Here is a 13155-nt window from a genome sequence, read left to right on the forward strand (position 1 = left end):
CTAAGAAGCTTGTCTTGGTAAAATATACACACGAATGAGCTTCAACTGACGTTCTTGATTTTGAATGAGTAACGTGTAATAGCCATATTCCGTTATAGGTAAAATTCCATTGGTTAGCAGATTGGCATTTGCCTTGAAATCTCCGATGCTCTTCGGCCCTTTCGCCCATTTCACCGAGCTCACTCCTTGAATGCCGAACAACGATAGTTGGATCGCATCGCCGTATACAACCACATCGGTATCCTGCACTTTCACGGAATTGACGTAAACGGTGAACTCCGTCGGTGCGATGACAATCGCCTTCCGGGTCACTACCGCTTCGTTGCCTGCACGATCTTTCACTTTATACACGACCGCATATTCACCAGGTACTTGAGGATTGATCGTATTTTGAGTTACGCTGATCTTTGCTGTCATATCGCCGTCTACATTATCCGTCGCTGTGACGTCTGCCAGTGGTTTCACCACGGCTCCCACTTCAAGCAGCAAGGTCTCGCCGCCGATAAAGGTAAACTTCGGTGCTTCGCGATCAATATTGCTTACATCGATACGTAACGCATATTTATTTCCCAGCGTATCTACAGCGTCAATCCAACGTGTGCCGTTGCTCGTAAAAGTGACTACATTGCCACTCATACCTGTGAAAGTAAGTGCTTGATCGGATGTAATGGTTACATTTACATTATTTTTCGTTGGTGCTGTTTCACTATAAGTATAGGTCACTTTTGCCTTTGTTTTATTGATGTTATTTACCGCAGCTTGAATCTCCGTCAAATTTCCTACAATGTCCTGCAAATAGAAGGTGAACGTACCGTTATCCTTAAACACAACCTGCTTCGCACGGTTATTGTTCAATACATAAAACGGCTCGTCCGCATCTACCGTTACGATGACATCATCCTTTGTAGCTGCTGTCGTACTGTAAGATAATCGCGGTGTGGGTGGTGTTCGATCGATATAATTGACCGTCGCCTGAACGAAACCTTGATTGCCGGCCCGATCTACAACGACGAATGAATAGGTTCCATTGCTTGTAAAATCATAAGCCGTGTTGCCATTATTGCCGATTACGGTGATGGGTTCGTTCGCTAGAACGGTTGCCCGCACATCAGATCTTGTCTTTGTCGTTTCCGAATATTGAATGGAAGCGACAGGCGGCGTCTTGTCGATCCGATCAACGGTGGCGACCAGCTCACGCTGATTTCCAGCAACGTCTTGGAACACAAAAGTAAAGGACCCATTTTGCGTAAACGTATGCGTGTTGTTCCCCGTACTAAGCATCTGTACAGGTACGCCCGAGTTATCTGTAGCGGTCAACGTTGCCACGACGTCTTGATTCGTCCACCCTATATGGCTGTAGGTAATAATCGCCTCTGGAGCTTCTCGATCGATATAGGTAACTGAAGCGACCGTCTGTCCTTCATTGCCTGCAGCATCGCGATACTCAAACACGAATGTACCATTGTCTGTGAACGTATACCGTTTGCTGCCCCCATTGTTCGTTACTGTCACTGGAGATTGATCCGTGAAGGAAATTTCTACATCAACATTATCCTTGGTCCAAGAAGATTTGCTGAAACTGAGTTCTGCCTGAGGCGCCTCTTTATCTATCCAGCTCACCACTGCTGTCCGGTGACCGATGTTGCCTGCCTCATCTTCGTAATCAAATGTGAATTGCCCGTTCTCTGTAAAGGTATACCACGGGCTTCCGCCATTATTAAGAATCGTAACTGTCCCGTTATTGTCATCATAGGTGATCAACGTAACAGTAACATCCTGATTTGTCGGCCTTTCCGTACTGTAGACCAACTCGCCCGTCGGTGGCTGTTGATCGATTTTGTCAACGATGACCTCATCATTGCTTACGATGCCTGTGCTCACATTACGTACTTTATAGTGGAGAGATCCGTTCGTCGTAAATTCATAAACAACTTTCGTCACCGTCTGGCTGATGACTTGCGCTTCACCGGTGAACGTCAAGTCCAGTAATTCACGCTCAGGACTTCCTGCCGCATCGACCGTGACGCGAACAGGTCCGTTCGTCCAGCCGCTCGGCGTAAGTGTGACTTCGGAGGATGGCAAGCTGCGATCAATCCACCCAACCTCAGCCATTGCGACCCCAACATTCCCCGCTGCATCCTTAAATTCAAACTGGAACTGGCCGTTATCTGTAAATACATGCTCTTTTTTCCCAAGCTCCGTATTCGTTACGACGACAGGTTCGTTTGTGGTGAGCGTCGCCGTCACATTATTGGCGGTCAAGCCAGCAGGCTTGTAGGATATCGTACCGATCGGACTTGTGTTATCGAGCAGAAACGGATTGCTGCAGAACGTTGTCACATTCCCCGCTTTATCCGTTACTTTCACCCATAGATACCAAGTGCCGGTCACTTCACTTTTATCCGCTTTATGGTCTGCGCCGAGTGGCGTCCACGTTGTTGGTTCTGTCGTATTGGATGTCGACCAGGCATGCGCATACGTGAGTTCACTCTGTGGAGCCCCCGAATCCGTCGCATAAACAATCGTGCTCACAGATTTCTGCTGGGATGATCCATTGGTGCTCAACGTGATGACCGGCTTGGTCTTATCGATCCAGGTTACGGTTGCTACAGCCGTATTCACGTTGCCGGCTTTATCTCGGAAATTGAACGTATAGGTGCCATTGGCCTGAAAAACATAGGTTAACCCTGTAAGCCCATCTACCGTTATGTCCGCAGATGGCGTCACATTATCGGTGGCCGACAATGTCGCAGAAACAGGCTGATTCGTCCATGCGGTTGTGCTATATGTAATATTCGTCAATACAGGTTTCGTCGTATCAAAAGTTACCGTATCCGAATATGTCGTTGAGATGTTGCCCGCCGAATCCATAAACTGAGCCGCTATCGTTCGCGTGCCTTGTGTGGCAGGGATTGTGATCGTTTTGTCTGTCGTAAACGTCTCCCAACTCCCCCATACACCGCTATCCACGGCGAATCTCATCTTATCCACCGTACCTTGCAAATCCGTGGCACTCAGCTGGATAGGCACTGTGGTAACGTTCGTGAATTTTTTCGGGATGCTTACAGCACCTGTTGGCATTTCATTATCCAGCTTATAGGGCCCGCCGGTTGCCAACGTCCAGTTGCCGGCTTCGTCATAAACTTTGGTATGAATATAAAAAGTGCCGGTTTGATTCGTTATGGAGAGGGTCCTAATCGTAGACGTCGCCCATGTCGAATCATTCCCATCCGTTGTTGCTTGCGTTGACACTGCATATTTGATCACAAAATTCGCCAGGTTTGTCGTTATGTTATCCGTCAAATTCAAATCCGTTGACAGCGTCTTACTGTAGGCTGCTGTGCTTGGAAGCGTAAACGTTACTGTAGGTTTCGTATTGTCGAGAACAAAGCCCTGCGTTGTTTTCGCATATCCAATGTTGCCGGCACTGTCTATTGTCTTGATATGCAGATATTGCGTGCCGTTAGCGCCTGCGGGCGAAGAGAGCGTTGTTGTTAACGTTGTTTTGCTGCCGGTTCCATCAAAAAACATCTGCCAACCGGAATCATTCGCTGCAGGTGTCGTTACACTGGTTCCCCACAAGTAGAAGGCTTGCCCTAACGTACCTTGCGAATCCAGTAACGTAACGCCTACTTGGCGGGCAGTTCCTGGCGCACTATTGCCCTGCGCTGTAAAGCTAACGCTTGGTGCTGTCTTGTCAATGATAAAATTGGAGCTTTCCAATGTGCCAACGTTATTCAAATTGTCCGTTGCCGTTAGCTTCAGCTTGTAGCTTCCTTCCACACTGTTCGGTACGTTGAGCGTACCGCCGGTAATGCTCCCTGTCCCGGTTGAGTAAGAAACCCCATCTTTGAACCATTCGTAGTTGACTTGTTTCACACCGGAATGTGGATCTGCAACGGTGTAAGTTAATGTATGGCTCGTCTTGGCTGTTCCCGATGTCGGATTCATGCTCATGGTTGGCGCTTGATTATCATAATTAAAAGGTCCCGCTGTTTTTATGGCCGTATTCGCTGCAAGGTCCACCGCTTTTGCATGCAAATAATAAGAGCCTGTACCCGTCGGATCAATGGGGGCGGCCCCGTTAATCAGACTTCCGGAAATACCTGCTGCCGCTGGTGGCGTTGCGCTCTGTGTCCACACGTAGAAAAGACTCGTGTTTGCTGTTGCCGGCGTATCGGAGGTCGTGACTGTCACACCATGGCTTTTTCTATATGTGGCATCCGATTGCTTGCCGAAAGTGAGGGTTGGAACGGTATTATCCAAATAAAAAGGCCCTTTGGTTTGAATCACTTCATGACCTACAACGTCCACCGCTTTGGCGTGCAGAAAGTAAATGCCAGGTATTGCAGGATCAACGGCTGCAGCACCGCTCGTGATAACCGTATTAATATCTGCCGAAGCGGGTGCTGTCTGGCTTTGCGTCCACGTATACGTAAGCTTAACGTTTTCGTTCAAAGGCAAGTCACTGGCGGTTACGGTTATTCCTAATGTTTTCTTATAGTTCGTATCTGCCGGCAGATTGCCGAACGTAATGGTAGGTTGCGCGTTGTCGATATAGATGGGCGTCTGAATCAAGCTCTTGAAATAAGCCACATTATTCATGGACGTGCCGTCCGTAAAATAAGTCGTCCCATTCGAGGTTGCGTTCCACATATTCGTTGGCATGTTCACGCCATCCGAAGGACCGCAGCCATCCGGGCCTCTTTGAAAATCTACAAGCCCCGAAGGCATATCCCCGGTAATCCCTATGGCATAGACCGGAGAGGAGTACCCCTCAAACACGGCATTGTACAAACGGATCCAGTCTTGCGTACCGTTCATGGAAATGGGAATCGTTGATTCCATATCGCATTTCACAGTGGGGTTCGACGATTCGAAGGGAACACTTATCTTGATCGTCTGTCCTGCTGTAAAAAAATATTTGCCGTTTACCGGAGAAACCGTCGCTCCGATTGAACTGATCGTGGCAGCTGTAGGCTGCTTGACAGCCCCAGCAGGCGCTACGGTTGCCGCCTTTACTGTTATCGGATAGGGTAAGACGACACCTGCCAATAGCATCATGCTTGTGAAGAGCCCCCAAATTTTTCTCATAAAGCCTCCTTTTAATCGAACCTGCTTCATTGGAACCCCCACATTCTACGCGAATTTCGACAAATATCGATAGTACCAAAGGTCATTTTCCCGAAATAAAAGATGAGAAAAGTCCTAACGTTAGTTGGAATTAGCTGAAAAACAAAAAAAGAGCTAAGCAGATAAGATCTGCCTGGCTCTTTTATAAGTTACCACTTTCTTGTTACTCCCAAATATTCCAATCCTTCGCCTTGGCAACCGCCTGTGTGCGGCGATTCACTTGCAGCTTGCCATAGATGGACAACGTGATGTTTTTGACTGTGCCTACGGCCAGTTCAAGTCTTTGCGCAATCTCTGGATTCGATAAGCCTTTCACCATCAGCTGCATGACATCCTTCTCCCGTTCGGTCAGCGACTGGGTGAGCAGACTGGTATCCAGCTTCGGCTTTCCTGTATCCATGACAAGCGGTTCCGTTTTCACAACGGTTCCCTCACTAGCGAAGCGATTTAACACGGCTAGCTGAGCAGACATCATCTGCATCAGCTCCAAACGTTGGCTGGCTTGCGCCCCGGTTACCGCCTCATTTTCCAAATAAACGATTCCGGCTAGTCGGTCCAGCTGCTGAACGGGCAAGCAAATCATCGATCGCGGGCGAACGCTGCGAATGTACGGATCCCACGCGAATAAGTCGTCCAGATGCGCATCCTCCAGAACAAGCGGCTGCTTGGTTCTGGCTACGAAGCGAATCACGGAAATCGGTAAATCAAAGCAGCTTTCCAGCGAAGCAGAGTGGCCGCTTTTGGATATGTTGCGATTAATATCATGCTCGGCTTCGATCCACAAATCGCCGGCTTTATTCACGATCCAGAATCCTTTGGCTGCTCCGGCATTTTCCATGAGCGTCACTAAATAGTGACCGAGCAGCTGTTCGAAACCGTATGCTTGCGTTAGACGGGCTGCCGCTTTCTTGAACATATCCCGTTCCACTTCCACGGAAGGCTCCTCGCTTCCATCCTTGTAGTCCGTTTGCGCGGACTCGCGTGTGAGCTTCAAATCTTGCTCCCAAACTCGTCCATCCTCACTCGACCGTTCAAATAAATCGGAAAACCGCTCGCGAAGCTGCAAGCACTTTTCGTTAGCCCCCCATACCTTAAAACCATGATACGCATCCAATAGATACGTTTTGGCAAACTTCTTTTTACCGATGGCTAGAAGCAATTTACCGGCAAGCTCGCAAGAAATGGCCTCCAGATGGGTATATCCATTTTCACGCGCCGCATCTATCGCCTCATCGTAACAGGTTAAAGCTTGCTCCCATCTCCCTTTCAGACGAGCGGCTTCCCCCTTCATCAGTAACATCTTAGGCAGGAAATGGCTGGGCCCTAATTCGGACCACTTTCGCATTTGCCCCAGCATACTTCGCATCTTTCCGTCCGCCGACTCCTGCTGCGTCGTCGATAAGTCACGATAAACCGCGGATATGGCTAAAAAGCCGTACAACATGCCCTCAGGCAAATGCGAATGATATTTGTAGTATCGCTCGCTGTGCTCCGTCTGTTCCCAAAGCTCTGCAGCTTCTTGATAGCTTCCGAATATGTACAGCAGTTGAATTTTGCAAATATAATATTCAAACACAAGTCCTATACGAGTCTCTGCAGGACTCATCGAGTGAAGAAAAGATTCCTCATCGAACGCATCATCATTCAGCGTAAGACGATCTGCCGTCTCTCCCTTTAGGCATTTGGCAAACTGCTGATATAACGTGAACGATTTCATGAGGAAAGGATCTTTTTTATAAAAAGCCCCGCCTTGGACTTGGCAAAATTCGTGCAGTTCTTCCAGATGTCCACCGAAAAACAAGCTGAAATTCATGCCGCGAAGCGAAAAACCGGCATAATACATATCGCCGCTAGCAAGACTAAGCCGATGCGCTTCTTTAAATAACGGCCACGTTTCCTGAGCGCTCATGCGCCAGAAGTGGGATAACGCATAAATAAACGCAAGCTTCGCCTTCACGGGCGAATGAGTGGCATCCCCCAGATCCCGTGCCGCTTCCGAAAGCTCGCATCCTTCCTTGTGTCTTCCTTCCTCACTGGAAATATACGAGGCAAAAATCGCAATGATTTCCGGAAATCGGTTCGCCGCGTGGTGTTCAAGCATCAGACGTATACTTCGGCAAATGATCACGACGAATAGATTCATATCCACGAAAGAGGAAGCTCGCGCCACGAGCGGCAGCAGCTGCAGGATGGCCAATTGGAGCGGTGACGTTTCCTCTCTACGTTCAGCATCCAGCTTTTTCGCTATTCCTTCGCGAAGCAATCTGCGCGTTTGACTCAGTTCCTTTTGGCGCCTGTCAGCCCCAACTTGTTTTGGAAGCTCTATGCCTAATCTGCTCAGCAGCTGCACACCAACATGGAAAGCTTCTCTGGCATTCCCGCGATTGATATCAAGCTCCAGTTTCACCGCATAAGTCCGCAGCTCCTCCAAACGGGTATGCGAGTGGGCCACGAGCTGCTCGAATATCAGCTCCCCTGTTTCCAAGTGACCGCATAACACCTCTGCTTGCATGCGTTCCATATACAGGTCATAAGTTAACGCATGATGCTCCTCCCAATCCATTTCGGTTAGAAGCCCCGTACCAAACGTAAGATACGTCACTGCTGACAAGTACGCTGCCGACTTTCTAGCTTTACGGCTTGCCTGCAGCGCCATTTCGGCGACAAGTCGTTTTTCCTCACGGTCCGTCAATTGATTTTGCCCAAGCATAAAATGATTTAACGCCGTATACATGGGGTCATCCGGCTTGTCATTCAATTGAAGTCCCCATTGATACCGTCCAATTCCCACGTGAATTTTCTCTTTCTCTTCGGCCGTTACGGCATCATAGGCAGCCTGCCTAATCGTATCGTGAATAAATACGAACCATACATTCGGATCTGCCGAGTCCAGTAACGAGAAGTCCGCAGCCCTATTCAGCCGATGCCACCTTTCACGTTCTCTGTCGGGAAGAACTAATCCTTCCGTCAGCGCAGGCTCCAATTGTTCCATGACTTGCTCGGGAGATTGCAGACAAATAGCAGCCAGCGTGTGCAAATCAAACGAATGGCCAATACACGCGGCCATGCGCAGCACAGATCCCGCTTGATTGGGAAGCTTGTCCAGCATCAAGTCCCAAACATCGTCAAGCGAATCCTGTTTGTGGATTTCGTCTGTATCCCACAGCCAAGTTTCTGTACGCGTATCAAAACGCAGCCATTTTTGAGCATAGAGCGTCTGTACGAATTGCTTCATATACAGGGGATTGCCGGCAGTCTTCTGGAAAATCGCTTCAGCCAGCGACCGCCCCTTGGACGCTTCCAACTGTAACGTTTGGCGCAGAAACTGCTCTGTTTCGAGTAACGTTAAGGAAGAAAGCATAATCCGCCGATGGTCAAATTCCGCCCGATGCTGATGACTTAACCAATGTCCAGGCTGCATGTCTTTGTCACGATAAGCGAGTATACATAAGAAATACCCTAGATCCCGACTTTCTGACATGCTGCGAATAAAATCCAACGTAGCTGCATCGGCCCAATGCGCATCATCAAGAAACAAAATAAAAGGTGATCTTTTCCCAGCAAACGTACGAATCATCACTTGAAAAGCAAAATGAAGCCGGTTTCTAGACTCTGCCCACGGCAATGTCTCGGCATCCGGCTGCTCGCCGATAATCAGGTGCATGTTCGGAATAATCTCTGCCACAATGCCTGCATGATCACCAAGTGCCGTAGTCAGCTTGTCTTTCCACCGTGATAACTGTTCCGCACTCCCTGAAAGGAGCCGATGAATGAGTTCTTGAAAGGCTTGAGTCAGCGGTGCATACGGGACTTCCCTAATGAGCGGATCCGCTTTCCCCGAAATAAAATAACCTCTCTCTTGCTGCTGCGATCTGTACCATTCACGAATAAGCGTCGTCTTCCCGACGCCTGCGCCTCCGCTAACGACAGCAAACGCCGTCTTCCCGTTCAAGCTTTCAGCATAAGCGTCAGTTAAGAGCGTCATTTCCTGATCTCGTCTGCTCAGAAAAATTGGCATTCGCAAAAGGCCTGCAAAGTCCTTGCTTCCCAGTGCAAATGCTCCAATAACGCCATTATGTTCCCATTCACTTCTACATGTTTTCAGATCATATAAAAGACCATAAGCACTCTGATACCGTTCTTCAGGTGCTTTGGCCATCAGCTTGATGATGATGTCGCCGATCTGCTGCGGTATGCGGTGATTTACCTCACTGGGATGCGGGGGGCGTTTAGCCAAATGAGCATAAATCCATTCCGTCGGCTCATCCGCTTGATACGGAAGCTCTCCCACCAGAAGCTCGTAGTAGATTACCCCTAGGGCATACAAGTCCGTGCGTGCATCCGTGTCCCGCTTCAGCCGACCCGACTGTTCCGGCGCACGATACGCCCAGAATGTTTCGGGCACATCACTGCTCAGAGTGATCCTGAGTGAGTCTTCAATTAATATCGTTTCCGGGCTCAAGCGGCGATGAACATGGTCTGCGTTGTGCAAAGCCATAACCTCTTCCGTGATGCCTTCTGCGATAGACAAAAAAACAGATATTTCTCCTTGCTGCTCTTGCCAATATTTATGAAGAGGGACGTTCAGCCTGTTATTCGTTACCATTACTGCCTCCCCTGTGCGTATCCATAACAAGTTGTTTTTTATAAGCAAATTATATGATTTCCCCCCCTGCCAAAGCAATCAGATTCCTCGAATCGCCTACTTGGGTCCAAATACTGGTGCTAATCTGGATGTAGACAACTGCTCGCCTAAACCGAAATATTCGCAAAAATTCATGATCATCGGCTTCCACCGTGCCGGGTCGATATAATTGGGATGGCCTTCCACCTGCAGTTGTTCATCGATGTGAACCCGGACAATGCGCACCTCCATGGCAACCAGAGAGCTAGGCTGCTCAAACGGATGTACAGCTTGCAGCATCGCCTCCAGCTGAACAGGACATTCCAGAACCCGTGGAGCCCCGACCTGATGTGAGGGCACCGGTGTCAATCCAGCAATGCCGAACTTATCTCCTTCATACCGATAACCGCGCTCAGCCTTACTTTCGGGAACCGGATTGCTGCCCGTTAGCAACGTCAATTGTTCAATGGCGGGTATAAGATCGATCGATGGCAAATTCAACACACATTGTTGCGTGCGAATCAGGTTTTCGACGGTTTGCGACCTGCTGCTCATCCCTAACATGCAAGACTGATTTAACCACCAGCCAGATGACATTGGAGCCAGATTAGAAGTACCGTCCTGATTTAAAGTGCTAATTAGAATAACCGATGTGCCAAAGTACATAATTTTCGGATCAATTACGGTATGCAACGCTTATCTATCTCCTTTGACATTTCTTAATTTGCGTAAACCGGCAAAGGCGCCAGGACCTCATTGTAGCAAAAGGATTGCGCAAAAATAAGACGGTTCGAAGATGACAGCAAGATTTCGAAACCGGGCAAAAAAGCATAGCGATGAGTCGCTATGCTTGATGTGCATTTAGATGAGATTATGCAAGTTCGGCGATGCTTTTTTCCAGAATATCCAGGGCTTCATTGAGCTGATCTTCCGTAATGATCAAAGGAGGTGATAGCGTCAGAACATTTCCCTTGGACACTTTGAAATTAAGCCCTCTGCCCAAGCAGCTATACATGACGCGCTCGGCCTCTTGTACGGCAGGTTCCTTACTCACACGATCGGTTACGAGCTCGACAGCAACAAGCAAACCGATTTGACGAATGTCTCCAATAAGAGGATACGTCTCCATCATGCTTTTCAAACGCTTCGCCATAAGCTCGGCCATACGGCTCGCATGCTCCAGCAAGTTCTCTTCCTCGATGACTCGGATCGTCGCCAGACCGGCAGCAGCTCCTACCGGCGATTTCTCATGCGTGTAATGCCCGATCGACATTTGCTGTGCTTTGTTCAATTCTTCCTTCACGAGTAAAGCCGCCATCGGGAATACGCCGCCGCCCAAGCCTTTGCCCAGCACCATCATGTCGGGTTCGATCCCGTAATGCTGGTAAGCGAACATTTTCCCTGTGCGGCCAAAAGCCGTTGCCGTCTCATCAACGATCAACAAAGCGCCATAGCGGTCGCAGAGCTCACGAAGCTTTTTATAGTATGCGACAGGCGGAATCTGCACATCCGTATTTCGAATGGTTTCGATGACAACGGCACCAATCTCTCCGTCTTGTTCGAGGACATACGCTATAGGCTTCAAGCATAGGGAGTGCGCTTCATCCTGACAGTCAAACACACACCGGTACGAGTTAAAAGGGATCACATGCTCAGCGCCTGGAAGCAGCGGACCTAAGCCACGGCGGAAAGCTCCTTCACCGCCTACGGATATTGCATCCAGCGATGCTCCGTGAAACGCTCCCCACATCGACAATGTTTTGTATTTGCCGGTTACTGCGCGCGCAAGCTTAAGCGCCATGCCGATCGCGGATGTCGCTCCTGGCGCGAAGAGAACTCGTTGCAGGGCTCCGTCTGTTAAAGCTACTAATTTATTAGCAAGCTCGATGGCAGGCAAATTCGTATATCTTCTCGTACAGAAGGATAGCTGGTCCAACTGCTGCTTCACGGCTTCAATAACAGCCGGATGGCCGAAACCAAGCTGATGCACGTTATTGCCATGGAAGTCCATGATTCTGCGGCCTTGGCTATCTTCGACATAAATTCCTTCACAGGAGGAGAGTACATTCAGACAAGGTGTAGACAACGTTTGGTGTAAAAAGACATCCTCATCCTCTTGCAAATGAGCTCGTGCTGCTTCATCAATTTGAGCGGCCCACCATTCACTCCTTGCTTCCGTTAAATTAATATCGCCTTCCGTTTTCATGAATGCTTGCTGCTCTTGTTTGGTTGGCATATGTTCACCTCTAGTTGGATTTGGTTGTTTCTATATGGACATCTTACACTGGGTTTGTCATCATAATGTTAAATGCAGTTTAATTTTGTGCGTTTAATTTGTTTTTATTTGTTTTTGATTGTTAACAGGTCTATGCCATGCTCCTCGGCATGTTTAACGGTAGAAATTCCGGTTACTCCAGCAACTGGCAAGAGATCAACGACTTCGTTGGGTAGAGCGAAGTGAATTTGCGCGGCACGGACGCGTTGTAGGATATGCGAGGCATTGGATGAGATCCAATGCCAATGCCAACGCCAACGCAAACGCCAACGCAAACGCCAAAGCCAAGTAACGGCCATTGCCTTCTCTATGCTGCACTTTGTGCAACATAGAGGCCTCAGATCGGCCAACGCTGGCTTCTACGTTGTACAAACTACAACGTAAAGGGCAGAAAAAGGCGGTTTTCACGCTGTTTTGATTGAATTCATTGCACTTAGTGTCACTTAGTGCAATGAAGATCGGGGTGATGGGGTTTTAAGCAGTTCTATGTTGTATAAAGTGCAATAGAACTGGGAGCGAGTGGCTGTGGCGTGAAGCGGTGAGGCGGCGTGGTTTGAATGCTGCACTTTGTGCAACATATAGGCCTCAGATCGGCCAACGCTGGCTTCTACGTTGTACAAACTACAACGTAAAGGGCAGAAAAAGGCGGTTTTCACACTATTTTGATTGAATTCATTGCACTTTGTGCAATGAAGATCGGGGTGATGGGGTTTAAAGGAGTTCTATGTTGTATAAAGTGCAATAGAACTGGGAGCAAGTGGCTGTGGCGTGAAGCGGTGAGGCGGCGTGGTTTGAATGCTGCACTTTGTGCAACATAGAGGCCTCAGATCGGCCGCCGCCGGCTTTTACGTTGTACATAGTACAATGTAAAGGGCAGAAAAAGGCGGTTTTCACGCTGTTTTGATTGAATTCATTGCACTTAGTGCAATTAAGATCGGGGTGATGGGGTTTAAAGCAGTTCTATGTTGTATAAAGTGCAATAGAACTGGGAGCGCGTGGCTGTGGCGTGAAGCGGTGAGGCGAAGCGATTGGTCACTTGACGCGAGGCGAGCGTGCTGAGCACTATGGTTACTCGGTGCGAGGCGAGCGTGCTGAGCACTATGGTTACTCGGTGCGAGGCGAG

The 13155-nt window shown here is 48.8% G+C and carries 5 protein-coding genes; all 5 read right to left on the reverse strand.

Annotated elements, in window-relative coordinates; genetic code table 11:
• Entirely contained in the window at positions 1-5094 is a 5094-nt protein-coding gene (locus tag PCH02S_RS31970) for an Ig-like domain repeat protein (protein WP_164819821.1), read from the reverse strand.
• Between the two features lie 202 nt (positions 5095-5296).
• A complete protein-coding gene (locus PCH02S_RS31975; RefSeq protein ID WP_127458155.1) occupies positions 5297-9739 on the reverse strand; it encodes an AAA family ATPase in 4443 nt (1480 codons plus the stop codon).
• A gap of 96 nt (positions 9740-9835) precedes the next feature.
• Positions 9836-10450, reverse strand: a complete 615-nt coding sequence (locus tag PCH02S_RS31980; RefSeq protein ID WP_127458156.1) for a flavin reductase family protein — start codon at positions 10448-10450, stop codon at positions 9836-9838.
• A gap of 178 nt (positions 10451-10628) precedes the next feature.
• Positions 10629-11993, reverse strand: a complete 1365-nt coding sequence (gene pbfA, locus PCH02S_RS31985; RefSeq protein ID WP_127458157.1) for a (R)-1-hydroxy-2-aminoethylphosphonate ammonia-lyase — start codon at positions 11991-11993, stop codon at positions 10629-10631.
• A 104-nt stretch (positions 11994-12097) separates the two neighbouring features.
• Complete coding sequence (locus PCH02S_RS31990; RefSeq protein WP_127458158.1) at positions 12098-12331, reverse strand: hypothetical protein; 234 nt, start codon at positions 12329-12331, stop codon at positions 12098-12100.
• Positions 12332-13155: the final 824 nt, after the last annotated feature.

It is taken from the genome of Paenibacillus chondroitinus NBRC 15376 (genome assembly GCF_004000765.1).
GTDB lineage: Bacteria > Bacillota > Bacilli > Paenibacillales > NBRC-103111 > Paenibacillus_E > Paenibacillus_E chondroitinus.

Coding starts and splice junctions, on each gene's coding strand:
- PCH02S_RS31975 (WP_127458155.1), bottom strand. CDS start 9,739: ATGGTAACGAATAACAGGCTGAACGTCCCTCTTCATAAATATTGGCAA.
- PCH02S_RS31970 (WP_164819821.1), bottom strand. CDS start 5,094: ATGAGAAAAATTTGGGGGCTCTTCACAAGCATGATGCTATTGGCAGGT.
- pbfA (WP_127458157.1), bottom strand. CDS start 11,993: ATGCCAACCAAACAAGAGCAGCAAGCATTCATGAAAACGGAAGGCGAT.
- PCH02S_RS31990 (WP_127458158.1), bottom strand. CDS start 12,331: ATGGCCGTTACTTGGCTTTGGCGTTTGCGTTGGCGTTTGCGTTGGCGT.